20 protein-coding genes are annotated in these 23,635 nt (G+C 62.3%); 4 read left to right on the forward strand and 16 right to left on the reverse strand.

All coding sequences use genetic code 11. The features are described from left to right. Positions 1–102: 102 nt before the first annotated feature. Positions 103–1,044, forward strand: coding sequence for an alpha/beta hydrolase (locus tag ABIB57_RS01900; RefSeq protein ID WP_354038149.1), 942 nt, complete (start codon positions 103–105; stop codon positions 1,042–1,044). A 20-nt stretch (positions 1,045–1,064) separates the two neighbouring features. Here the strand turns inward: ABIB57_RS01900 and ABIB57_RS01905 are convergent, their stop codons facing one another. Beyond that, on the reverse strand, positions 1,065–2,888 hold the full coding sequence (locus ABIB57_RS01905) for an OmpA family protein (RefSeq protein WP_354038150.1): 1,824 nt from the start codon (positions 2,886–2,888) through the stop codon (positions 1,065–1,067). 294 nt (positions 2,889–3,182) lie between these two features. Beyond that, a complete protein-coding gene (locus ABIB57_RS01910; protein WP_354038151.1) occupies positions 3,183–4,661 on the reverse strand; it encodes a hypothetical protein in 1,479 nt (492 codons plus the stop codon). A 439-nt stretch (positions 4,662–5,100) separates the two neighbouring features. Between ABIB57_RS01910 and ABIB57_RS01915 the strand changes: the two genes are divergently transcribed. Then, the gene (locus tag ABIB57_RS01915; protein WP_354038152.1) at positions 5,101–5,841 is read left to right on the forward strand and encodes an SDR family oxidoreductase; all 741 of its coding nucleotides are present in this window, start codon (positions 5,101–5,103) and stop codon (positions 5,839–5,841) included. Between the two features lie 132 nt (positions 5,842–5,973). On the opposite strand, the gene nagA is transcribed toward ABIB57_RS01915, so the two are convergent. The 3 genes from nagA to ABIB57_RS01930 are packed head-to-tail and all read right to left on the reverse strand — an operon-like array spanning position 5,974 to position 8,944. Further along, positions 5,974–7,134: an N-acetylglucosamine-6-phosphate deacetylase gene (gene nagA / locus ABIB57_RS01920; protein ID WP_354038153.1), complete on the reverse strand. Its 1,161-nt coding sequence runs from the start codon at positions 7,132–7,134 to the stop codon at positions 5,974–5,976. After that, entirely contained in the window at positions 7,131–8,141 is a 1,011-nt protein-coding gene (locus ABIB57_RS01925; protein ID WP_354038744.1) for an SIS domain-containing protein, read from the reverse strand. The genes nagA and ABIB57_RS01925 overlap by 4 nt, the downstream gene beginning before the upstream one ends. Before the next feature lie 20 nt (positions 8,142–8,161). Further along, positions 8,162–8,944 carry a GntR family transcriptional regulator gene (locus ABIB57_RS01930; RefSeq protein WP_354038154.1) on the reverse strand — a complete coding sequence of 261 codons (783 nt, stop codon included), beginning with the start codon at positions 8,942–8,944 and terminating at the stop codon, positions 8,162–8,164. Positions 8,945–9,204: 260 nt separating this feature from the next. Here ABIB57_RS01930 and ABIB57_RS01935 point away from each other — a divergent pair, with 260 nt between their 5' ends. After that, entirely contained in the window at positions 9,205–10,110 is a 906-nt protein-coding gene (locus tag ABIB57_RS01935; RefSeq protein ID WP_354038155.1) for an N-acetylmuramic acid 6-phosphate etherase, read from the forward strand. Here the strand turns inward: ABIB57_RS01935 and ABIB57_RS01940 are convergent. Genes ABIB57_RS01940 through ABIB57_RS01955 form a run of 4 tightly spaced genes read right to left on the reverse strand, consistent with a single transcriptional unit; the run spans position 10,107 to position 12,989 of the window. Further along, a complete protein-coding gene (locus tag ABIB57_RS01940) occupies positions 10,107–10,724 on the reverse strand; it encodes a hypothetical protein (RefSeq protein ID WP_354038156.1) in 618 nt (205 codons plus the stop codon). The two genes, ABIB57_RS01935 and ABIB57_RS01940, sit on opposite strands and share 4 nt — an antisense overlap. Positions 10,725–10,769: 45 nt before the next feature. Next, entirely contained in the window at positions 10,770–11,831 is a 1,062-nt protein-coding gene (locus ABIB57_RS01945) for a D-TA family PLP-dependent enzyme (RefSeq protein WP_354038157.1), read from the reverse strand. Beyond that, positions 11,828–12,604, reverse strand: a complete 777-nt coding sequence (locus ABIB57_RS01950; protein WP_354038158.1) for an SDR family oxidoreductase — start codon at positions 12,602–12,604, stop codon at positions 11,828–11,830. Before ABIB57_RS01950 ends, ABIB57_RS01945 begins: the two co-directional genes overlap by 4 nt. A 1-nt stretch (position 12,605) precedes the next feature. Beyond that, positions 12,606–12,989, reverse strand: a complete 384-nt coding sequence (locus ABIB57_RS01955) for a RidA family protein (RefSeq protein WP_354038159.1) — start codon at positions 12,987–12,989, stop codon at positions 12,606–12,608. A 193-nt stretch (positions 12,990–13,182) separates the two neighbouring features. Here ABIB57_RS01955 and ABIB57_RS01960 point away from each other — a divergent pair, with 193 nt between their 5' ends. After that, a complete protein-coding gene (locus ABIB57_RS01960) occupies positions 13,183–14,646 on the forward strand; it encodes a M81 family metallopeptidase (protein ID WP_354038160.1) in 1,464 nt (487 codons plus the stop codon). A gap of 160 nt (positions 14,647–14,806) precedes the next feature. Here ABIB57_RS01960 and ABIB57_RS01965 read toward each other — a convergent pair whose 3' ends face one another. From ABIB57_RS01965 to ABIB57_RS01995, 7 genes are all read right to left on the reverse strand, one after another. After that, the gene (locus tag ABIB57_RS01965) at positions 14,807–16,819 is read right to left on the reverse strand and encodes a beta-N-acetylhexosaminidase (protein WP_354038161.1); all 2,013 of its coding nucleotides are present in this window, start codon (positions 16,817–16,819) and stop codon (positions 14,807–14,809) included. Positions 16,820–17,099: 280 nt separating this feature from the next. Further along, entirely contained in the window at positions 17,100–17,966 is an 867-nt protein-coding gene (locus ABIB57_RS01970) for a MurR/RpiR family transcriptional regulator (RefSeq protein ID WP_354038162.1), read from the reverse strand. A gap of 126 nt (positions 17,967–18,092) precedes the next feature. Next, complete coding sequence (locus ABIB57_RS01975) at positions 18,093–19,169, reverse strand: ABC transporter ATP-binding protein (protein WP_354038163.1); 1,077 nt, start codon at positions 19,167–19,169, stop codon at positions 18,093–18,095. Between the two features lie 83 nt (positions 19,170–19,252). Continuing rightward, on the reverse strand, positions 19,253–20,467 hold the full coding sequence (locus tag ABIB57_RS01980; RefSeq protein ID WP_354038164.1) for an extracellular solute-binding protein: 1,215 nt from the start codon (positions 20,465–20,467) through the stop codon (positions 19,253–19,255). Positions 20,468–20,541: 74 nt separating this feature from the next. Next, complete coding sequence (locus ABIB57_RS01985; protein WP_299727750.1) at positions 20,542–21,384, reverse strand: carbohydrate ABC transporter permease; 843 nt, start codon at positions 21,382–21,384, stop codon at positions 20,542–20,544. A gap of 101 nt (positions 21,385–21,485) precedes the next feature. Then, positions 21,486–22,370, reverse strand: a complete 885-nt coding sequence (locus tag ABIB57_RS01990; RefSeq protein ID WP_354038165.1) for a carbohydrate ABC transporter permease — start codon at positions 22,368–22,370, stop codon at positions 21,486–21,488. An 11-nt stretch (positions 22,371–22,381) separates the two neighbouring features. Beyond that, positions 22,382–23,536, reverse strand: coding sequence for a Gfo/Idh/MocA family protein (locus tag ABIB57_RS01995; RefSeq protein WP_354038166.1), 1,155 nt, complete (start codon positions 23,534–23,536; stop codon positions 22,382–22,384). Between the last annotated feature and the right edge of the window lie 99 nt (positions 23,537–23,635).

Below are 23,635 nucleotides of genomic sequence, written 5' to 3' on the forward strand. Positions count from 1 at the left end.
AGGACGGTGGTGTGGCGGGCTCGTGCGTTCCACAAAGCGCAGTTTGCGCTTGAGCGGCGGGGCGGCCTGATCCTAAATGGCAAGACAATCGAGTGTTCGCCCATGTTCAAGACACGCAAATTTCCGGCCGATCATCCGAGCTTTGCGGCACTGCCGGTGCGGATGGTGACGCTGGGGGACGGCGACCTGCAGGCGACGGTGCATGTGAGCGGGACCCTCTCGAGCCGGCGCGTACCGGTGGTTTGCGTGCCTGGCTATCAGCGCAATATGACGGACTTCACTGAATTTACTGATTATTTTCAGCGTCTTGGCGGTGGCCATTGGCCAGTGGTGTTGATCGACCTGCCTGGACGCGGCCGTAGCGGCGACCGAGCTGATGCCGGCGATTACGGCTCGCCGCGTGATGCTCGCGATTTGGCATCGGTGCTGATGGCTCTGGGAATCGAGCGGGCAACTTTCATCGGCCAGGGCTATGGTGGGCAGGTGACCATGACCCTCGCGGCGGCGCATCCGTTGCTGGTCGCGGGCGTGGTGCTGCTCGATGCCGGGCCAGTGACGGATTCGCGCGGCATCGTGCGGTTGCGCAATAATCTCAAGCATGTGGAGAGCCTGCGGGGCGCCAGGGCCGTGACGGCGGGGTTTCGCAAAATGCTGCTGGGCGATTATCCCGGCAGCAGCGAAAGCCAGCTCGATAGCCTGATGGCGCGCAGCCATTTTCTCGACAAGCGCGGGCGGGCATGGCCGTTGCACGATCAACGGCTGATCGATGCGCTCGAGGCCTTCAGTTTCGATGATGTGCTGACAGCGCAATGGCCATTGTTCGACGCGCTCGAGGCGACGCCGCTGATGCTGTTGCGCACGCAACTGACCGATCAGGTGCGGCGCGAGACTTTTGAGGAAATGGTGCGGCGCCGGCCGGACGCGGTGGCCCTGACCATCGCCGGCCAGGGCTCGCCGGCTTTGTTCGACCAGCATGAAGAAATCGAGGCCGTGGCGGAATTCGCCATGGCGGTCAGCAGCAAGAGGCTGGGCAAGGCGGCGTAGTCGGCGCCTTGCCTTCATCATTAATCCACGTGGTGCTCAAGCACCTTGATGACGATGCGGCGGTTCAGCCGCTTGCCCGCGCTGGTGTCGTTATCGGCGATGGGCTGGGATTCGCCATAGCCAATTGCGTAAAGCCGCTCGGGCGCGATCTTGCGGGCGATCAGCGCATCGATCACCGCCTCGGCGCGAGCCACCGAGAGGGCCAAATTGAGCTGGTCGTCGCCATCGGCGTCGGTGTAGCCCTCGATATCGACATCTGCCGCGGGGCAAAGGGCCAGGTAGCCGGCCAATTCGTCTAAGGGCGCGGAGGATTCCGGCGCGATGACGGCGGCGCCGGACTGGAACAGGATGGCGTTGCGCGTCGAGAATTCGGCGACGCTGGCCTGACACGCATCGAGTGGCGGCGGGGCGGAAATGTTCATCGTCCAGGATGCGCCGTCGGGCAATGCGGCAACGCTGGCCATAACGGCATCGCGGGCCGCATTGGTCTGGGCCTTGCCGGACAGGCTCCACTTGCCGGTGGCGAAGCGCAGCTGGCCGTTTTCCAGCTCCATCAGGCCGCGAATGCCGGTCTCGGCGTTGATGATGAAGTCATCGGGTGCACCGGCGGCGATGGTGACGCCGGTGGTTGGCGCGCCGGTGATGACGCCGAAGAAGCGCAAAGCCGGATCGGCCGGGAGCTGGCCGCTGAGCGTAACGGCGCCCCCTACTCCGCGACTAGCGGCGAAAGCATAGGCGGGGTCGACCTTGGCGGTAATGGGTTCGGCGACTGATGGCTTGGTGACTTCGGGCGCGGCAGCGGGGGGCGGCGGTTCGCTCGGCTCCGGCGTTGCGACGGGCTCAACGGGTTTCGGCTCGGCGGGTGTCGTTTCGGCGGGCGGCGGCGTCGGCTTGGTGGTCTCCGGCTCCACGACAGGCTCGGTGACAGTCACCGCCGGCTTGGTTTTTGGTGGCGGGTTGGCGGCGGCAGCGACGTCGACATCGAGCGTCCAGCCTGACGCCGAGAGCCGGCGGGTGGTGAAGGCAGCCTCGATCGCGGTTTTGTCGGCAGCAGTGGCGGCGGTGCCGGAGACGGTCCAATTCGTGCCGTCAAAGGCGGCGGTGCCAGTATCGAGCCATTTCAACAGGCCGAGGGCGGTGGTGGCGGAGACGATGAGGTCGTCGGGCTCGCCAGAGGCATAAGTCACTGCGGCCACAGAGGGATTTCCCTCTGCAACGGCCAAGCTGGCCTTGGCGGCGACGTTGGGCAGCATGCCGGCCAAGGCGACCGAGCCATCCGCCGTTTTGGTGGCGGAGAGCAGGTAGGGCGCGGCAGGCGGCGCCTGGATTTCGTTACGGGCCAGAAGGAGGCCTTGGGGCGAACCGGCGGCAATCAGCTCTGACAGCGCGGTATAATCCGCACTGGAACGGGCGACGCCAGTCAGAGTGACGTTCTGGCCATCCAGGGCGAAGCGGCCTTCGCTCAAACGCGCGAGTATGGCGAGGCCAAAGTCGACAGCGGCCTGGTAATTTCCGGGCGCGCCGCGGCCCAGCTTGAGGAAATTGGTATCGGCGCCCTCGGTCTCGGAGAGGCGCTTGCGGGTGGCGTCGTCGGGGGCATAGCCATCGAAGACGATCACACCGCCGGACTGCCGGGTGGCGCTCATCCAGTAATCGGAGATCATGGGCGACGGGACCGTGACGATGGAGCCGGCCTGGGCCAGTTCGAGGGTCGCCGGCGCCGCGATTGTCCGCGCATCGCCATCCGACGCAGCATTGGCGCCGCTTATGGTAGCGGCAAGCGCCGCTCCACCTAGAACCGTTATCAGGCCAGGCGTAACCCACTTCACAACGAGCTTGATCATTCCGATTCCAGGCCTTTTCCGCACTGGCGGGAAGCTAGAGCATTTCGGGCCGCGATGGAACGGAAATGGACGGGTTAAACCATCGCAGATTCATGTGTATCGGACCGCTGATTGGCGGGCTTGCCCGGGCAATCCAATGATCTCGTCAAGACCCTGGACCACCGGGAGCGAGCGGGAGATGACGGTGGGAGCGAACCGATAGCGCTGAACGTCCGGGGCTCCAAATCCAGTCCTAGGACAAAAGAAAAGGCCCGGCGTGAGCCGGGCCTTTCCGTAGTCGAAGCGTTAGAAGACTTATTCGAAGGTCTTCGCAGCCTTGTAGGTTGCGCGGTAAGCGCCTTCCGAAGTGGCCTGGCCCTTGATGGAGGAGGTGAAACCACCGCCGGGAGCCCAAGCCAGTTCGGCCGAACCGTAAACCACTGCATCGTTGAAGTCGAACACGGTGACAGCAGTCGTATCGCGCCAGTAAGCGCCAACTTCGCCGGTGACTTTGATGGTCTCGGAGACAGCAGCGACGAGCTGAGCAGCAACCTGGAGGGTGTTTTCATCACCGACGGCGAGGTCGTTGTTGAAGTAACGAGCGCCGAGGTTGATCTTCACGCCATCGGTGATAGCAGCGCCGATGGAGCCACCAACACCGAAACCGTTGCTTTCAGTACCAGCAGTCGTGTTCTCGGCGCGAGCATATTCACCCGACAGAGCAACGGTGAACATGTCGAAGGTCGCTTCGCCAGTCAGCATTGCGTGAAGAGTGTTGGACTCAGCGCCACCGAAGCTGGTGTAGTCCTTGCCGAGGTAGCCAACAGCCGCACGGACGCGGAAGTTGTCGAAGGTGCCGGTGGCACCAGCGTGGACGCCCCAAGCATCGACCTGGCCGTCGAGAACGCCGATAGCAAGACCAGTGACGTGGGCAGTGATGCCTTCGCCAGCATAGCTCAGCACGCCAACCAGGGTGCCAGCGCCATGTGCGTTGGTCAGAGTACCAACAGCACCAGCAGTGCCGTCAGAGTCTGCGCCATTGAGGTTTTCGAGGCCGACACCAACGTTCAGGCCATTGCCGAGGTCGGAAACGACCTGGATGACATGCTCGCCAGTGAAGTTGACGCGATCGCCATCGGCATCGAAGCCAACGCCGTCATCGACAGCGTCCCAAGCAAACAGCTTGGTGAAGTTGAAGGGCTCGCTGTCACCGAAGTTAGCGATCGAGGACTTCTTACCAGCCATGATGACGGTCGAGTCACCGATGGAGACGTAGCCTTCGTCGATGTAGAAATCGCTGTTGTCAACGCCGCCAACGGAGCTATCAGCGCCGCCAAGCTGAATGCCATCAGCGCCGGCTTCACCTTCGTTGATGAAACGAGTCTGGCTAACCGACTTAATCTTGAGAACTGCCTTGGCAGGACCAAAATCGCTATCAGCAGTGCCAACAAACTTCAGCCAGGCTTCGACCTTGCTGTCGTAGTCGGTTTCGAAACCATCAGCGCCGACAACGTCGCCGCTCGAACCGATGATGCCATAGGAACCAACTGGCGTCACAGCAACGATCAGATCGCTACCCGTAACATTGCCCTGGCGGTAGTCGCCCCAGTTGAATTCATACGAAACGCCGCCCGAGATCTGCAGGCAGTTGGTGTCGGACGAGATCGTCAGGCCGGAAATGCCAAGCGCGTCGCAAACGTCAAGCGACGTCAGCACGCCCAGATCGGCAGCGAAAGCACCGGTCGAGAGACCAGCGGCAGCAACGGTACCGAGGATAAGGCTCTTGAGTTTCATTATTTGACCTCCAAAGTCAGTCATTCTTGGTGCCGGTTACCCGGCGGTTTGTCGAAACGCGACCACACTATCGTGGTGCAGTGTGTTGCCGTCGCGTTGCGACCGACAAACGATCCCATGCATGGATTCGCAAGACCCACTCTACGCATGCCTACCGAGGACGCAATCATGCAAAAGCCCTTTTGGCGCCGCCATAATATGGTTGCAGGGTTGTTGTTGCAGATTCAGCACAGGTTTGGAAACCTCTTGTTAACCCGGCTGAACGAGGGGTTAAATACTGCGCGTTCGCAAGGCCTTAGCCGTTAACGAGCACGGTAAACATACTGTTTTGCCGCGCATTCGCGAATTCTGATGCTATGGCATTGGTGGCGACAAACGGCGCAATTGCGTCGGGATAGTGGACCGAAAGCGGCGAAAAGCGCCAAAGGGAGAGACAAGAATGACAGCGACCAAGGTGGCGGTAATAACAGGCGGCGGCTCGGGAATCGGCCGTGCGGCGGCGCTGGGTTTCGCGGCCGCGGGCTACAAAACCGCCATTTGCGGGCGCCGGACCGAGGCACTGGAAGCGGTCAGCGCAGAGACCGGCGGATATTGGGGACAGTGCGATGTCACCGATCCGGCCGAGGTCGCCAAGTTTTTCGCGGGCGTGAAGGCGGAGTTTGGCCAGATCGACGTGGTGTTCAACAATGCGGGGCGCTCGGCGCCGGCAGTGTCGTTTGGCGATGTCGACGTGGTGACCTGGCGGGAGATGATCGATACCAATCTCAACGGCGCCTTCTATGTGGCGCGCGAGGCGTTCCGGATCATGCGGGACCAGACGCCGCAAGGTGGCCGGATCATCAACAATGGCTCGATCTCGGCCGATGTGCCCCGGCCAGGCGCCGCGGCCTATAATGCATCCAAGCATGCGATTACGGGGCTGACCAAGACCATCTCGCTGGATGGCCGAGCCTTCAATATCGCCTGCGGGCAGATCGATATCGGCAATGCGGCGACGGATATGACCAGCAAGATGAGCGGCGGCGTGCTGCAGGCCAATGGCACGATCATGCCGGAGCCGCGCATGGACGTGGCTAATGTGGTGGATGGGTTGTTGTATATGGCGGGGCTGCCACTGAGCGCCAATGTGCAGTTCATGACCGTCATGGCAACGACAATGCCCTACATCGGTCGCGGCTGAGGTCAGCTGAGCCCGGTCTGCAAATGCCGGTATTCTGCGCTTCCGGTGCTCACGTACTGATGTACGCTGCGCCCGGTTCTCGAACACCGGCATTTTCGACTCGGCCTGAGCTGACCTCCGTCGATACCAAATTTAGGCTCGGAAGACTTCGACTCCATCGATCCAGGTCGCGCGGACTTGGCGGTCGGCGGAGAGGTGGACAAAGCTGGCTGAGGCGTTGGCCATCAGGTGGCCATGGCTTGAGGCCATGCCCATGGCCTCGGCGGGATAGAGCGATGCCATGCGGATCGCCTCGTCCAGGTCGAGGCCGATACGGTCTACCATGAAATTGACGGCGTCGATCATGTCGAGATCGGCGCCGGCCAGCGTGCCATCGGCGGTGCGCAGGGCGCCGTCGCTGCGGGTAATGGTGCGGCCATTCAGGGTGAAGGATGTCAGGTCGGTGCCGGTCTGCGACATGGCGTCGGTGACGAGGAATATACGGCCGGGACCACGCTTGGCGCGCAGGGCGCTGCCGATGGTGGCTGGGTGGACATGGATGCCATCGGCGATCAGCCCGGCAAAGACCGCGGGCCGATCAAGCACAGCGCCGGTGACGCCCGGCTCGCGATTGCCCAACTGGCTCATGGCATTGAACAGGTGCGTTGCCATGGTGGCGCCGGAATCGAAGGCGCGCGATGCCACGTCATAGGACGCATCGGAGTGGCCGATGCTGACGACAATGCCCACAGCGGCCAGCGCGGCGATCTGCGCGGGCGTCACGGTTTCGGCCGCGACGGTGCAGATGAGGTTGGGCAGAAGGTCTTTGGCGGCAATGATGCGTGCCAGGTCGGCATCGTCCATGGGGCGGATAAGGGCGGGGTCGTGGGTGCCCTTGCGGGAGACCGCCAGGTGCGGCCCCTCCAGATGCAGGCCGATGAAACCGGGGACCCGCTCGTGATAGGCCGCCGCGCCTGCTGCAATGGCGGCGACATTGACCTCTACGGTGTCGGTGATCAGCGTGGGCAACAGTGCCGTTGTGCCGAATTGCGCGTGGGCGGCGCAGATGGTGCGGATGCCATCGAGCGACGGATCGTTGTTGAACAGGACGCCGCCGCCGCCATTGACCTGCAGGTCGACAAAACCGGGGACGATCATGCCGCCGTCGAGCACGACACGGCGGGCTTTGTCCGGCACTGCATCGACCCGGGAGATGCCGGTGACGTAGCCGAACTCGGCCAGCAGGGCGGCATCGTCGTGCCAGGATTGCCCGTCAAAGATGCGGGCGCCGGAAATGGCGAGAAGATCGCTCATATGGTTTCCGTGACTTTCTTGAGGGCGGGTGGAACGTCGGGGTTGAGGCCGCGATGGCGCGACAGCGCTTCTACAAATCCATAGAATGACACGATCAGCGCCAGCGGATCGGTTATCGGGTGGCCAGTGGCAGCAAAGGGTAACGCCTTGGCGGCGCCAGGACGCTCGCTGGTCAGGAACGCCAAGGCGCCCTGCCCGGCCAGCTTGTGGGCCATGTCCGCAACCGATGCTTCGGCGGCGTCACGCGCGGCCAGACCCAAAACCGGGTAGCCCGGCGTCACGATGGCCACGGGTCCGTGCATCACTTCAGCGGCGCTGTAGGACTCGGCCTGGATGTTGCACGTTTCCTTGAACTTCAGCGCGGCTTCATTGGCGATGGCCCAGCCGGGGCCGCGACCAAGGACGTAGAGAGCATTGTGGCCATCGAGCGCGGTGACCAATTCTGACCAGTCGCAGGCGACGGCTTTGGCGAGGGATTCTGGGAGCGCGTGGACGGCGGCACCCAGATCCTTATCGCCGCTCCATTCGGCGAGCAGAGCCAGGCCCGCAACAATCGAGGTGGCAAAGGTCTTGGTGGCGGCGACGCTCTTTTCGAGCCCGGCATGCAGGTCGATGGTGAAATCCGAGGCTTCAGCCAAGGGCGAGGCGGCGGTATTGGTGATACCGATCAGCGTGGCGCCGCTGCGGCGGGCGGACTGCGCCATGCCGACGATATCGGGACTTTTGCCGGATTGAGAGATGGCAATGGCCGCGGCGCGATCGAGCTTGAGGTCGCGGCCATAGATCGAGGCGATGGAAGGGCCGATCGAAGCGACGGGCAGGCCCAGGGTCAACTCGATGGCGTATTTGAGATAGGCGCAAGCATGGTCGGACGAACCGCGCGCGACGGTGAGCACAACGGACGGGTTCTTCTCGCGGAGCGTCGCGGCGGCGGCGGAGAGCGTGCCGGCGCTCTGGGTGAGGAAATTGGCAACCACATCGGGGATCTGTTCGATCTCGGCGCGCATGTGGGTCTGGTTGGTCAGGGTCAAGGCTTGGTGCCTCCGGAACTATCGCCGAGACGCAGCTCGGCAACGAAATCATAGGTATCGCCGCGATAAATCGAGCGGGTGAATTCGATGACACGGCCAGACGCCAGATAGGACGTGCGTTCGATATTGAGGCCGGCCGAGCCCTCGGGGACTTGGAGCAGGCCGGCATCTTCCGCGCCGAGATTGGCGGCGCGAATGCGCTGGATGGCGCGAACCGGGCGATTGCCGCTCTTGTCGAGATGCTTATAGAGCGAGTCGACGATGGCGAGGGGTTCGGGCAGGATTTCGCTGGAGAGACTGGCGCGCTCGATAGCCAGCGGGATATCGCCGGTGAGGCGCAGGCGCGAAATGCGGGCGACGCGGTCAGACGCGGTCAGGCCCAGAATCAGCATTTCATCGGGCGATGGCAGATAGAGCCCGCGATCCAGCCATTGGGCACGAACAACCATGCCGCGCCGGGCCATGTCGTCGGTGAAGGAAGTGAGCTGCGACAGCGATTGTTCGACACGCTGGGTGCGCGGGGCGACGAAAGTGCCTGAGCCGTGGCGCTGCACCAGAATGCCATCGCGCACCAGTTGCAGCACGGCCTTGCGCACGGTCACGCGGGAAACATCGACTTTTTGCGCCAGGTCCCGCTCGGAGGGCAGCGCATCGCCGGGATTGATCTGGCCTGAGTGAATGGCGTCTTCGATCCAGCGCTTGAGCTGCAGATATAGCGGCCCGCCGGAGGGCAGAACCACGCTCTGATCGGCAAAAAAACGCTCGGACAGATCAGCCAAAACTCTTCAACCCCGCTCCAACGCCAAACTAATAAGAGGCGTAACCGTCGCATGGCAATGCGTCCAATGGAAAATTGGGCGCCAGTTATAATACCAATAAAATACCATTCACCAAGGGTAAAAGGAAGACTTCTGCACAGCGTCATAAAGCACGGGGCGCCTGATATTTTTGAGGGGTTTGGATGGATAATCGCCCCGAAAAGCGGCAGCCGGTGGACAAGTGGTATTTTTTTGGCATTATCCACGAGAAGGAGTTTCGCATGGCCACAGCACAAACAGAAATGACCCATGGCAGCGCCAAGGGGCTAGATTTGCTCGCCCCGCATGACGCTTTGAGGATTCTGGCCGTCGCGCAAGCCGAGGCGGCTCGGGTCGTGGAAACGGCAATCCCGGAGATCGCCGCAGCGGCACAATTGGCAGCCGATTGCGTGGCGGCCGGCGGGCAGCTGATTTACGCGGCGGCTGGCAGTTCGGGGCTGATGGCACTTGCCGATGGGCTGGAACTGCCGGGAACTTACGGCATCCCCAACGCGCGGATCAAAATCCTGCTGGCGGGCGGGGTGGCGGGGCTATCCGACATGGCCGGCGCCCCGGAGGATGACGAAGACGAGGCCCGGGCGGCAATGGAAGGCGCCGGCGTCAGGGCCAGCGACTGCGTGATCGCGCTGACGGCGAGCGGGCAGACGCCGTTTGCGTTGACCTCGGTTCGCGTCGCGCGCGCGGCGGGGGCGAAAACCATCGGCATTGCCAACAATGTCGGAGCGGCATTGTTCGAATTGGTGGATGTGGCCATCTGCCTGCCGACGCCGCCGGAGGTGATTGCCGGCTCGACCCGGATGGGCGCGGGCACGGCGCAGAAGATCGCGCTCAACATGCTGTCGACGATGATGGCGATCCATCTCGGCCATGTGCATGACGGGTACATGGTCAATGTGCTGGCGGACAATATCAAGCTGCGAGGGCGGGCGAAGCGGATCGTGGTGGCGGTGACGGGGGTGGGGGAGGCCGTGGCGGCGCGGGCGTTGGAGGCGGCGGGTGGACGGGTGAAGGTGGCGATTTTGCTGGCGGCGGGGGCGGAGGACGTGGCAGGGGCGGAAGGGTTGTTGGCACGAAGTGGGGGCAAGTTACGGCCTGTTTTGGCGCGCCTTGCTCCCGACCTACCCTAGCGCGACGCCAGCCAGTCTTTTGGCCAGTCCACTGTACTATAGTAAACGCCTACCCACGTGCGACGGCCGATGACGGAAATTTCCATACCGGGCTCGATGATAATTCCTGGAGCGAGATGGGGTGCGCTAAAGCGCAGCCAGCCATATGGAGGTATTCGCACGACGAGTCTGTAACTGCCGCCTTTGCGCTGATAATACGACGATACCACGGCGGTTGTCGAAACCCGGCCAAGCGTAGGCGCCATTTCATGTGCCCAAACGCGAACGATGCCGCGCTCCACACCTAGCCCCAAGAGCGGCAGAAGCAATGCGAACGGGATGAGCGTCCACATAACGATCTTCCTGGCAATTTTGGGCAGGGGGCCAGGGTAATTACGCTGCCAGGCGGCAAGCGACATACAGATGGCGAGTAGCAGAATCCCAAGCTCGACTGCGGTTCCAACTGCAAGGGATTGCGGCCAAAGGGCATTCCAGGCGTCGGACGAGATAAAAACGCCATCTCTGAGGCCCGACAGCGACGTCAAGGGTGCACCAAAGAAGAGCAGCCACACCGCCATCAAGACCATGGCGGTGAACCGACCTTCCAAACGCTCCACTACCGACGCTTGCGCCACCTGATTACTCCGCCGGTTGCCCACGCCACTACAGAGAAAATGACGTCAGTCCACCCTGCCCCGAGCGGCCACGACAACGCGCTCGACCAGCGTGCCACCCGAAATCAAGTTCACCTCGTCGAACAGGTTGCTGACCACGCAGGCGTGGTTGGGGATGATGCGGAGTTTTTCGCCGATGGCAGGTTTGGTGGGGCAGTTGGTCAGGTCGATGTGGCCGTGCTCTTCGCTGAGGCCGGTGATGATCGCGTCGGGATAGGCCTCGATGTAGCCGAAGCCGACCATGCCGAGGGTGTCGCTGGTGAGGGCTTTGGAGCCGGCGTCGACGATGGCGCGGTTTTCGGTGGGGCGGCTGACGACAGTCGCAAGAACCGTCAGGGCGCAGTCGGCGAAGGTGCCGACGTTCCGGGCAACCTGGGAGCGGTCCATATAAATATAGGTGCCGGGGCGGTGCTCGGTAGCGGCGGTGACTTCGTGGGCGCGCCATAGATCGGGCGATCCGCCGTTGGAGATGACGCGGGCGGGCAGGCCGGCGGCGATCAGGGCATCGCGGGCGGAGGCAAGCCAGGCGGCGTTGGCTTCGACCTGGCCGGCGGCCGGATAGGTCATCAGTCCATCGAAAACGAGGCCGGGCGCGGCGGCGATATATTGGGCGAGCGCCACGGCATCGGCGGGTGACTGGACGCCGCAGCGGCCCATGCCGGTATCGCATTCGACGAGGACGCGGAGCGGTTTTTCGGCATTGGCTAAGGTGGCGGAGAGGCCATCGACAGTGGTGGTGCTATCGGCGGTGACGGCGATGGCGATGCGCTCGTTGAGGGCGCGCAGGCGACCGAGTTTTTCGGCGCCGAGAATGTTGTAGGGCAGGTAAATATCGGTGATGCCGGCGTCGGCCATGACTTCGGCTTCACCGAGCTTCTGCACGGTAATGCCAATGGCGCCGAGTTCAATGGCGCGCTTGGCGAAGCGGGGCAGTTTGTGGGTCTTGATGTGCGGACGCAGCGGCAGGCCATGCGCGTCGGCATAGGCTTGGGCGCGGGAGAGATTGGCCTCGACGCGATCGATATCGATCAGAACTGCGGGGGTGTCGATGTCGGCAAAGTCGGTCATTTTGGAGCTTTCAGGACATCATTGACGAAGCGAAGGTTGCCGGCGGTGAGGCCGGCATCGACCGGAAGCACGGTGCCGGTAATGCCGGAGGCCGCGGGTGACGCCAGGAAGGCGACGGCGTCGGCTACCTCGCTCGGAGAGACCAGGCGGCCGAGCGGATAGTGCGGCAGCACGTTATCCAGGAGGTTTGGATTGGCGGCCAGCCGGTGATCCCAGGCTGGGGTGCGGACTGAGCCGGGAGCGACGACATTGGCGCGGACGCCCTGCCCGCCCCGCTCGAGCGCAATGGCCTTGGCATAGGCGATGAGTCCGGCCTTGGCGGCCGAATAGGCCGGATTGCCGTAGTGCGCGAGGCCATTGACCGAGGAGATGAACACCACGCTCCCCGAGCCGCGGGCGGCCATGGCTTCGATGATCGGGGCGGTCAGCGCGTAGGCGCCGTTGAGGTTGATGGCGACTTCTGAGGCCCAGACAGCGGGATCGACCTGATCGAGGATTTCGGCGCGGGTGAAGCCGGCGTTGGAGACGACGACGTCGGGAGTACCGTGTTCGGCAAGGTAGGCCTCGGTGGCGGTGGTGGTGGCGGCCATGTCGGCGAGGTCGCAGACCAGGGTGTGTTCGAGGCCGAGATCGGCGAGTAGAGCTGGATCGCGGTCGGCGCCGGATACGCGGGCACCGGCGGCTTTGAAGGCGGCGACCAAAGCGTGGCCGATGCCGCCGCCGGCGCCGGTGATGAGGACAGTTTGACCGTCGAGGCGGAGGAACGCGTTCATCTCATGGTGCCTTATAGGCGGTGCATTCGATCTCGACCTTGCAGTCGACCATCATATGGGCCTGGACGGCGGCGCGGGCGGGCGGATTATCGCCGAAATAAGATTTGTAGACGGCGTTGAAGCTCCAGAAATCGCGCGGATCATCGAGCCACACGCCGCAGCGGACGACGTGTTCGAGGCCGTAGCCGGCTTCCTCGAGGATGGCGACCAGATTGGCGATGGTCTTGTGGGTCTGCTCGACAATGCCGCCATTGATGATCTCGCCGTTTTCCATGGCGACCTGGCCGGAAACGAAGAGAAAACCGCCGGCTTCGACGGCGCGGGCGAAGGGCAGGTTTTGGCCGCCGGCACCGGATTTTTCGGCTCCATAACGCTTGATCGACATCGTACCTCCATGGGATTTCTGAAAGGGAATTTCGTAGATGACAGCTATATCGTGGCTTGACTGGCTTTTCTCCCCTAAAATGGGGTGATTTTTGTAAATTCCTTACGTGATTGACCCGGTTTGGCTGTGATATCGTGACGCCACGCCGCATTATCGCCAAGCTCTATTTGATCCCCAATTGTGAGTTCATCCGTTGCGCATTTTTACCGCCGCCCTGGCCACGGAAACCAATACGTTTTCACCCATCAGCATCGACAAGCGCGCGTTCGAGGCGTCGCTGTATGCGCGGCCGGGCGAGCATCCGGCGACCCCGACATTATGCACGGCGCCGATCACGGTGGGGCGCGAGGTTTGCGCACGCGAGGGGTGGGAGTTGATTGAGGGGACCGCGACCTGGGCCGATCCGGCGGGGCTGATCAACCGGACGACCTATGAGGAATTGCGCGACGAGATCCTGGTTCAGTTGCAGTCGGCGTTGCCAGTAGATGGGGTGGTACTGGGGCTGCATGGGGCGATGGTGGCGCAGGGGTATGACGACCCCGAGGGGGATTTTCTGAGCCGGGTGCGCGAGATCGTCGGGCCGGATGTGTTGGTGTGCGCGGAGCTCGATCCGCATTCGCACCTGACGGCCAAGAGGGTGGCGGCGGCGAACTTCTTCGTGGTGTTCAAGGAATTTCCGCATACGGACTTCGTGGACCGGGCACGGGACCTGTGGGCGATCGCGGTGCGGGCGCTGAGGGGCGAGATCAAGCCGGTGATGAGCGTGTTCGATTGCCGGATGATCGATGTGTTTCCGACGAGCAAGGACCCGATGCGCAGCTTCGTGGATCGGATGTTTGCGCTGGAAAAGAGCGATAAGGCGATCCTGTCGATTTCGGTCATCCACGGTTTCATGGCTGCGGACGTGCCCGAACTGGGCACGCGGGTGCTGGTGGTGACCGATGACCGTGCCGATATCGGCGACGCGCTGGCAGAAAAGCTGGGGCGTGAGCTGTTCGCGATGCGCGGGACGTTCATGGTCAAGCAGGTGGACGAAGTCGCGGCCGTCGAGACGGCGCTGGCCGCGACGACTTGGCCGGTGGTGATCGCCGACGTGTGGGATAATCCGGGTGGCGGGACGGCTGGGGACGCAACGGTGTTGCTGGCGGAACTGATCCGGCGCGGGGCGACGGATGTCGCGGTGGGGACAATCTGGGACCCGATCGCGGTGCAGATCTGTTTTGCCGCTGGAGAAGGCGCGGAAATTCCCCTGCGGTTCGGAGCGAAGTCAGCGCCGGAGACGGGATCGCCGATCGATAAGCGGGTGGTGGTGCGCAGGCTGGTCAAGGACGCGCAGATGCGATTCGGCGAGAGCTTTGCGCCATTCGGGGATGCGGCATGGGTGAGTTTTGACGGGATCGATGTGATTTTGAATTCGACGCGGGCGCAGAGTTTCGATCCGAGCCTGTTTTCGGCGCTGGGGATCGATCCGACATCGCGCAAGATTTTACTGATCAAGTCGACGAACCATTTTTATGACTCGTTCTCGAAGATCGCGAGCGAGATTATTTATTGCTCGGCGGGGCGGCCGTATCCGAATACGCCGGCGACGACGGATTATCGCAAGGCGCGGCGGACGATCTGGCCGATGGTGGAGAATCCGTGGGCCGCTGAATAAGCAGTCGACACCCTCCCCCTTGTGGGGAGGGATCAAGGGTGGGGGTTCTTTCCGTGCTCTGAGTTTGCGGATGCATACCCCCACCCTGCTCGATCACGGACTTAGCAAGCTAAGTCCTATCTCGCGTCCCTCCCCACAAGGGGGAGGGTGAAGGAAGAACTTACTCCGCCCAATTGCCGTACATGATCGGCATCATGCCGGCGAAGTCGGAGAACCGGGTCCAGGATTTGCGTTCGGGCAGCGTCCAGCCGGATTCGGCGATGGCGGAAATGCGGGGGAAGACCAGGCGGTCGAAGATGGCGCGGTCGGTCATGGATTCGGACCAGATGCAGGATTGCACGCCAAGCAGGTGCTTGAGCGCCTCGGGCGTCATGCCCTCGCGGGCTTCGAACATGTAGGTTTCCTCGGGTCCCGACCAGCCGGCCCAGCCGGCACCGGGCTCGGACCAGGACACGGAATTGGCCATGTCGAGGTAGTAACGCTGGGCCGGCGAGGCGACGATGTCGTAGCCTTGCGCGGCGAGCGCGGCGTTGATTTCAACATTGCGCCAGCCGACGAGATAGGAATTGGCCTTGTCGACGGCGTCGCCATGGGCGGCTTCTTCCCAGCCACCGGTGATGGCGCCTTTGCTGGCGATGATCTCGTGTACGCGCTTGACGAAATAGCCTTGCAGGATGGCGGTGGGGGAGTCTTCGATTTCGTCGGCGCCGCCGTGATTGCCGAGCTGGTTAAGCTGGGCCTCGTGTTTCTTGCGCATTTCGGGGCCGGCGAGCTTTTCCAAGAGGTCGAGCGCCAGGGGCGAGCCGGACCAGGCAGCGAGCGGAACTTCGTCGGCGCCGAGGTGGAAAATGCCGCCGGGGAAGAGTTCCAGCATCTCGGTGATGACGGTTTCCAGAAAGGTGTAGGTCGCTTCCATGGCGGGGTTCAGGCAGTTGTTCGGGAAGCCCTGGACCGACTGGTATTCGCCAATCTCGTTGGGATCGCGCAGTTGCGGCAGCGATTGCAGCAGGGCGTAGCAATGGCCGGGCATGTCGATTTCGGGGACGACCTGGATGCCCAGGCTATCGGCCAGGGCGACGATCTCGCGGATGACCGGCTTGGAATAATAGCCGCCGGTGGGATGCGGGCCGCTGCCGAGCATGGGCGGGAGCGCCTTGCCGTGGCCGCGCCAGGCGCCAATCTCGGTGAGTTCGGGATAGGCGTCGATCTCGACGCGCCAGGCTTCGTCTTCGCTCAAATGCCAGTGGAAGCGGTTCATCTTGTTCCAGGCGATCAGCTTGAGCAGGCGACTGACTTCGGCGCCGGTATAGAACTGGCGGGCAACGTCGAGATGGGTGCCGCGCCAGACCAGGCCCGGCTCGTCGGTGATGGTGCCGCCGGAGGGGAAGACCAGGGTGTTCGGATGTTGCTTGGCGCCGCGCAGAATTTGGCCGGTGGTGATCAGGCCGTAGAGGAAGCCGGCGCGGGTGGTGGCCGAGATGGTCACAGCGTCTTCGGCGAAGGCGATTTCGTAGGCTTCGGCGCCGAGGCCGGATTTGGGCTTCAAGTAGACTGGTATGCCGCCTTCGGAGGCGGGGCGGACCAGGGCTTCGACGGGGAACAGGTCATCGACCAGCTTGGCAAAGGCCGCAGCGGCGTTCGTGGCATCGTCGCCTTCAGGGAGCGGGTTGAGGCCCTGGGGAACGGCCCGGGCGCCGGTGACGGAGACGTTTTTCGGCCAGGGAATGATCGAGACCGAGACGGGGGTCTTGGCGGGCATTGGGAAGCGCGCGGCGCCCTTGAGCAGTGCGGCGTTGCCGGCGGTGGAATGGGTTGGCGTGGTGATGACGGGGAGAATAGTGCCGTCGGCCAGGGTCACATAGGACGAATTGGCGCCGTCGCTCCAGTGGCGCAGGCCATAGGACAGGCCGCGTGCGGTAACGGTCCAGGTTTCGCCGGGGGCGAGGACGTAGCCGGCCGGCGGGGCGAACAGGGAATGGTTGGAGAGGCGCTTTTCGAGCACGCCGCCTTCGACTTCTGCCTGCGGGTCGATACGGGCGGGACCGCTGAGGCCGAGCTTGAAATTGCTGATCGGGGCCGTGCCGCTGTTGGTCAGCTTGATCGTATAGGACAAAGGCTCGGTGGCAGTAGCCGGGGTCCAGATGGTGGCGAGATTCAACGCGGGGGCGGTCATGGGCGAATTCCTGTGCGGCGTGATTTTGGCGATTGGCGGTGGGGCTCGGTTCTAGTCCTCAGAGCCAATCCCGACCCCAGCCTCCCCGTGTGAGGTAGTGCTGTCGGATGTAATGGCGGCACCAACTTGCCAGTGCCACCGAACGGCTCCTCCCCCTACCCGGGGGAGGCTGGGTGGGGATTGGAGAGCTCAAATTAAGCGACAAGAACCCCCACCTTGATCCTCCCATGGAAGGGGGAGGTGTCGACTGAAGCATTGCTGGGTGTTTTGCGTTTCACCATCAATCCCCCAAAGGCTGACTGTCGTCGCCATCGCGGTTGACGACGAGCTGGTGCTTGATGCGCCGCATGCTGGCGACGGCCGGAGGGCCGAGGCGGGTGGCGATGGTCTGGGACAGGATATCGACCATGGACAGGAAGGCGTAGCGGCCGGTGGTGGGCTGGAAGATGTCGGGGTTTTCGGCGCGATCGATGGGCAGGAGCACATCGGCGCGATCGGCCATGGGCGAGCGCGAGCGGGTGACGACGATGCGCGGCAGGCCATATTCGCCGGCTGCCGTGAGCGCCTTGACCAGCGGCAGGTTATTGCCGCTGAGCGAGAAGGCGATGATCACCGTGCCGGCTGGGGCACTGGCGGCGCGCATCAACTGGGCCTGATGATCGATCGACGAGGCCACTTTGAGGCCGAGGCGGAAGAGGCGCATTTCCGTCTCCGTGGCCACCATCGAGGACGAGCCGCCGGAGCCGAAGGTGAGCACGAAGCTGGATTTGATGATGGTTTCCGCGGCGCGTTCGATGGCGTCGAAATCGATGTGGTCGAAGGTGTCGTAGATGGTGGACTGGATGCCGTTGACGACGCCCTGGGCGATTTCGCGCACACTTTTGGGGCCGTTGGCGGGCACCACATAGCGCTGGCCGACGAAACGGCTCTGGGCCAGGCGAACCTTGAAATCGGCGTAGCTATCGCAACCGAGGCGGCGGCAGAAGCGGGTGACGGTCGGCGGGGACACTTCGGCCTGGGCGGCGAGGTCGACGATGGACATTTTCAGCACGGATTCGACATCGAGCAGGATGATGTCGGTCAGCACGCGCTCGGACCGGGTGAACTCGCTCTTTTCGGACTGCAGGACGCCGACGATATCGAGCATATTTTTTGGCCTCTTAATCTAGGAGCGGTGCAGCCCGACGCGAATTGAGCATCGAATTTGCTGGGAGCAACCCCCACCCTGTCCCTCCCCTCAAGGGGGAGGGGACGATAGACCGAACTATCGAGCCTAGTAAACCGCGAGGCCGGCGGTGTCGAACAGGTGGGCGGAGGAGAGCTTGAAGCCGAGTTCGAGGGGAACGCCTTCGGAGATATCGGGGGCACCTTCGAACAGCGCGATGAAGGTCTCGCCGCCAGGGAGATCGGCATAGAGGACAGTGTGGATGCCCAGGTGCTCAACGATCTTGGGGGTGACGGTCAGGGTGAAATCGCTCTTGCCGAGTACCAGGTGCTCGGGGCGAATGCCCAGGGTGACGGTATCGCCGGCAACGCGCTTGGTGGCGCGCGGCAGGGTGACGGTGCCGAGGCTCCCCAGATCGACGGTCACGTTGGTGCCGTCTGACGTGGTGGCCTTGCCCTGGATGAAATTCATCTTGGGGCTGCCGATGAAGCTGGCGACGAACTTGTTGTCGGGCTTGTGGTAGAGTTCCAGCGGCGAGCCGATCTGCTCGATCAGGCCGGCATTCATCACTACGATCTTGTCAGCCATGGTCATGGCTTCGACCTGGTCGTGGGTGACGTAAATCATGGTGGAGCCGAGCTTTTTGTGCAGTTCCATCAGCTCGATACGCATCTCGGAGCGGAGCGCGGCGTCGAGGTTGGACAGGGGCTCGTCGAACAGGAAAATCTGGGGCTGGCGCACGATGGCGCGGCCGATGGCGACGCGCTGGCGCTGGCCGCCGCTGAGGGTGCCGGGGCGCTGTTCGAGACGGGCATCGAGCTGCAGGACCTTGGCGGCGCGGGCGACGCGCTCCTTGACCTGGTCATTGGGCAGCTTTTCGACGCGCAGCGGAAAGGCGATGTTTTCGAACACGGTCATATGCGGATAAAGCGCATAGGACTGGAACACCATGGCGATGCCGCGCTTGACCGGTGGCAGGTCGTTGACCACCTTGCCCGCGATGTTGATCTCGCCGCTGGTGACATCTTCCAGCCCGGCAATCATGCGCAACAGGGTGGACTTGCCGCAGCCGGAGGGGCCGACAAAGACCACGAACTCACCCTGCGACACTTCCAGGTCGATGCCCTTGATGATTTGGGTATCGCCGAAGGACTTTTCGAGGTGCTTGAGGCTGAGCTGGGACATGGCGCAGAGTCTCCGGTCGGGCGTGCCGACAGTTCAAAATGAGATCCGCTGCCGCCCGGAGGCGGCAGCGGGAAGCGAAAGGCTTACTTGTACTGCTCGAGATCGGCAGCGGCCTTGGTGAGGGCAGCCTGAGGTTCGGCAGCGCCGGTGACGACGGACTGAACCATTTCGATCATGACGTTCTGCAGGCCGAGATAGTCGGTCAGCAGCGGCTCTGGGCCACCATAAGCGATACCGTCGAAGAACGGCTTCCAGTTGGGATCGGCAGCGACGATGGCGTCGGCAGCCGGGCCCGGACGCAGCGGGGTCAGGCCCTGCTCGGCTTCATAGGCGGTCTGGTTTTCGGCATTGGTGATGAACTTGGCCAGATCGATGGCCTTTTCTTCAACGCCCGTGCCCTTGAACACAGCCATCGAGTCGGTGATCAGCAGCGTGCCGGGACCCTTGGCCGATGGGCCCTGGGGAAGCGTGGTGACGCCCCACTTGAACGGGGAGTCCTTGAGCAGGTTCAGGGCGCCGGAAGCGGCCTGGATCATGCCCAGCTTGCCATCGAGGAAGATGGCGCGCACTTCGTTCTGTTCGTAGGCGGTCGGGCCTTCTTCGGCATAAGGAACGATGTCCTTGAGCGCGGTGAGGGCTTCCAGATTCTGCGGGCTGTCCAGAACGATCTTGCCATCGGCATCGATGACCTGGCCGTTATTGGAATAAACCCAATGCAAGAACTGGTGCATGGTGTTGTCGAAGGTCTTGGCGACAACGCCGAAGCCGGCTGCGTCGGTCTTTTCGGAGATCGCCTTGGCGTCGGCGATTTCTTCGGCGAACGTGGTGGGTGGCTTCTCGGGATCAAGACCGGCTGCGGTGAACAGGTCCTTGTTCCAGTAAAGGGCCTTGGTCGAGAATGCGACCGGACGGCCCCACTGCTTGCCATCGAAGGTTACCGTATCGGCAACGTAAGGATAGTAGCCGGCTTTTTCTTCGTCGGTCATCGGAATGTCGACGATGAGATCGTTCGACGCGAGCTGCTTGAGCGCGCGCGAACCGATATAGGCCAGACCCACTGGGGTGCCGGCAACGGCAAGCGTGGTCACCTTATCCTGGCACTGGCCCCAGCCAACAACCTCGGGAGCGACCTTCCAACCTGGATTGGCGGCTTCCCACTTGGCGATGGTGGCGACGTGGACGGCGCTAAGCGTATCGCCGCATTCCACGAAGCTGATGGTCTGGTCCTGCGCGGCGGCATAAGCCGTCGAAGCAAGCAGCGCGAGCATCGCACCACCCAGAATCCTGGTATTTTTCATGTTTGTACCTTCCCTTGCTTTACTGGCTCCCGAAGGAGCGAGTCCCTTGTCGAACGCGGCTTTGACGCCGTGCCCTATGTCTTGACGGCACCGGCGGTGAGGCCAGCGACGAGATAACGCTGTAGAAATACGATCAGAATGAGCACCGGGCTGATGCCAACGAAACTGGCGGCCATGAGCTCGTTCCACACCACTTCCTGTCGGCCAAAATAGGCGAACAGCCCGATCGGAAGCGGCATGAACTCGGTCTTGGAGTTGAATGTCAGCGCGAAGATGAACTGCTGCGCATAGGCTCCAATGAATGTGGTGATGGCGACGACGGAAATGCCGGGCATGGCGATCGGCAGGATGACGCGGCGCAGAGTGTAGAGGCGGCTGGCACCATCGACCCATGCGGCTTCATCCAGTTCGCGCGGAATGCGCATCATGTAGGTGCGCAGCAGCCAGATGGCCGAGGGGATGAGGAAGGCCACCCCGGGCACGATCATGGCGAAGTAGGTATTGAGGAAGCCGAGCGAGCGCATCAGCCGGTAGAGCGGGATGAGTAGCACGGCGCCGGAGAACATGTTTACCGCCAGGAACCCGGCCAGCATGATGCCACGGCCCTTGAAGGGGAACCGGGCGAAAGCGTAGGCGGCAGGGACCACCATGATCAGCACGACGACGGTGATGACCGTGGAGAGCCCCAGCGAATTCAGAATATAGCGCCAGAAGCCCGGCACGCTCTGCCACATGGTGAAATAGGCGGTGAGCGAGCCTTGCTCCGGCCAGAAGCTGTAGGGCGTGGAGAACAAGCGCGACAGCGGCTTCAGCGAGACCATGAAGCCTTCGATGAAGGGCGCCAGCACGAAAAACAGGAAGACGAAGATGCCGGCGTAAATCGCGACATATTCGTACCACGTATAGCGGTCGATCATCGCCCGCACGGCCTTGGCGGGCTTCGTGACGACGGGAACCACGGCCAGATCGTCGGCAGGATGGGCGGTCTTTTCGGCAGCGATATTCAGGGGCTGGTCGGTCATGCCTTTTCTCCCGTGTTGATCTTTCCGACGACGCGGAAATAGGCCAGGCAGAACAGGGACAGGAAGATGCAGATCATCACCGCGCGGGCAGCGCCTTCGCCGTATTTGTATGAGCCGATGGCGGTCTTGTAGGTGTCGATGATCATGGTGGTGGTGGAGCCCGAAGGACCACCGCGGGTCAGGATCCAGATGATGTCGAAGGAATTGAAGGTGGCGATCAGCGACAGCAGCGACATGGTCACCAAAGCGGGGATGATCATCGGGAAGGTGATGCGGCGGAAGCGGTAGAAGCGCCCTGCCCCATCGGTCCAGGCGGCCTCATAGAGATCGCGCGGGATCGATTGCATGGCGGCCAGCAGGTAGATGGTGACCAGCGGCACGCCAATCCATACGTCGGTGACGATGGTGGCCCAGAACGCGGTATTGCCATAAGCCAGCCAGGCAATAGGGCCGTCCACGATGTGGAAATTCTGCAGCAGGCCGGAAATCATGCCGAACTGGCCGTTATACATCCAGCCCCACATGAAAATGCCGATGGCCATGGGCACGACCCAGGGGGGCATGGTCAGGATGCGGAACAGCGCGCGACCGGGCACGGCGGCATTGAGCAACACGGCGCCAAAGGTGCCGACGATCATCTTGATGGAGACCGAAAAGAAGGTCCAGACGAAGGTGCGGACGATGACTTCGTTGAAGTTGTTCTTGAAGATCTTTTCGTAGTTCGCCCAGCCGACGAACTCATAGGTCTTTTTCAGCGCCGCATTGGTGAAGCTGAGATTGATGGTATCGACCAGCGGATAGGCGACGATGCCGATAATGTAGAGAAGGGCTGGAGCCAGCAGAGCGAGAGCGAACAGGGTAGCGTTTCGAGTGCTGGTCATGGTCTATTCCCTCAACTGCTTCGGCCGAGGGCAGCATCGAACTGCTGCCAAATCGGGCCCATGTCGATGACCGATTTGGTGCGCATGGCCTGGTCCATGGTGAGGGCCAGGAGACCCGCTTCGAGCGCATCGACCACCGAAACCGGCAGCGGCACGCCATCCACCATGTGGCTAAGAATATCGGCGGCCATTTGCTCGTCGGCGCCGTAATGCTGGCTGAGGCCGGTTGTCTTGTAGGTGTTATCGATCAGGCGATCCGAAGTGCGGCTATCGGTGACGCGCAGGAAATTGCGGATGAAATCGCCCTCGGCCATGCCCTTGGCACCCATCACCGCAAAGCGGCGGAAATCATCGGGAACGTTGAGATTGGTATGGAAGGTGAGCGCGGCACCGTTTTCATAACTCACCATGGCGGTCTGGAAATCGATGATGTCGCCGTCGCTGTCGAAGACCTTCTCGCTGCCCATCCAGCCGCTCGGCTTGCGATGGTAGACTTCCATGTCGTTGATGCCGTTGGCGGCTGGAGCATTCTTGGGAACGAAAGTGCGGCGGCCACCGAAGCTGGAAACGTAGCGCGGGCGACAGCCCATGACGCCGTTATAGAGATCGAGATCGTGGCAGCACTTTTCGAGCATGAAACTGCCCGAATATTTCTCGTAACGGCGCCAATCGCGCATGAAGAACGCGCCGTGATAAGGCGGGATATGTTCTGACGCTTCAATCGAGGTGATGTCGCCGAGTTGGCCTTCGGCCTGGGCCTTGCGCAGATCGACATAGAGCGGGGCGTAGCGCAGCACCAATCCAACCATGAGGTTGTCGGAGCCGTACTGGGCGATCAGCTCGGCCAGCGCCATGGTATCCTCGACCGAGGTCACGACCGGCTTTTCGGTGAAAATCTTGAGACCGCGTTCCAGCCCGATGCGGATGTAGTCGAGATGGGTGTGGTTGGGCGAACCAACCATCAGCAGGTCGAGTTGTTCGCCATCCAGCATGGCTTCGAGAGTAGGGTATTCCTTGCCGACGGAAACGCCGTGTTCCTTGGTGTAGTCGAGGCCCGCAGGCGCATCATCCACGTAAGCGACGACAGAAAAGTCGTCACGGGCAGCGGAGAATACCCGCGCCAGATAACCCAGGCGATAGCCGAGACCGATAATGCCAACCCGCATGAATGCCGTAACCCTGTTGCCCCGCCACTCTCTTGAACGGAGTGGTAAGGAATTATGTAAACTATTTTCAAGACTAGGATTGTCTCCAGTGTCATGTCA

It is taken from the genome of Devosia sp. UYZn731 (assembly GCF_040546795.1).
Classification (GTDB): domain Bacteria; phylum Pseudomonadota; class Alphaproteobacteria; order Rhizobiales; family Devosiaceae; genus Devosia.

Bases quoted from the DNA above. Each gene is read 5' to 3' on its own strand.
- ABIB57_RS01900 (WP_354038149.1), top strand. From the start codon at position 103: ATGTTCAAGACACGCAAATTTCCGGCCGATCATCCGAGCTTTGCGGCA.
- ABIB57_RS01905 (WP_354038150.1), bottom strand. From the start codon at position 2,888: ATGATCAAGCTCGTTGTGAAGTGGGTTACGCCTGGCCTGATAACGGTT.
- ABIB57_RS01910 (WP_354038151.1), bottom strand. From the start codon at position 4,661: ATGAAACTCAAGAGCCTTATCCTCGGTACCGTTGCTGCCGCTGGTCTC.
- ABIB57_RS01915 (WP_354038152.1), top strand. From the start codon at position 5,101: ATGACAGCGACCAAGGTGGCGGTAATAACAGGCGGCGGCTCGGGAATC.
- nagA (WP_354038153.1), bottom strand. From the start codon at position 7,134: ATGAGCGATCTTCTCGCCATTTCCGGCGCCCGCATCTTTGACGGGCAA.
- ABIB57_RS01925 (WP_354038744.1), bottom strand. From the start codon at position 8,141: ATGCGCGCCGAGATCGAACAGATCCCCGATGTGGTTGCCAATTTCCTC.
- ABIB57_RS01935 (WP_354038155.1), top strand. From the start codon at position 9,205: ATGGCCACAGCACAAACAGAAATGACCCATGGCAGCGCCAAGGGGCTA.
- ABIB57_RS01945 (WP_354038157.1), bottom strand. From the start codon at position 11,831: ATGACCGACTTTGCCGACATCGACACCCCCGCAGTTCTGATCGATATC.
- ABIB57_RS01950 (WP_354038158.1), bottom strand. From the start codon at position 12,604: ATGAACGCGTTCCTCCGCCTCGACGGTCAAACTGTCCTCATCACCGGC.
- ABIB57_RS01955 (WP_354038159.1), bottom strand. From the start codon at position 12,989: ATGTCGATCAAGCGTTATGGAGCCGAAAAATCCGGTGCCGGCGGCCAA.
- ABIB57_RS01965 (WP_354038161.1), bottom strand. From the start codon at position 16,819: ATGACCGCCCCCGCGTTGAATCTCGCCACCATCTGGACCCCGGCTACT.
- ABIB57_RS01970 (WP_354038162.1), bottom strand. From the start codon at position 17,966: ATGCTCGATATCGTCGGCGTCCTGCAGTCCGAAAAGAGCGAGTTCACC.
- ABIB57_RS01975 (WP_354038163.1), bottom strand. From the start codon at position 19,169: ATGTCCCAGCTCAGCCTCAAGCACCTCGAAAAGTCCTTCGGCGATACC.
- ABIB57_RS01980 (WP_354038164.1), bottom strand. From the start codon at position 20,467: ATGAAAAATACCAGGATTCTGGGTGGTGCGATGCTCGCGCTGCTTGCT.
- ABIB57_RS01985 (WP_299727750.1), bottom strand. From the start codon at position 21,384: ATGATCGACCGCTATACGTGGTACGAATATGTCGCGATTTACGCCGGC.
- ABIB57_RS01990 (WP_354038165.1), bottom strand. From the start codon at position 22,370: ATGACCAGCACTCGAAACGCTACCCTGTTCGCTCTCGCTCTGCTGGCT.
- ABIB57_RS01995 (WP_354038166.1), bottom strand. From the start codon at position 23,536: ATGCGGGTTGGCATTATCGGTCTCGGCTATCGCCTGGGTTATCTGGCG.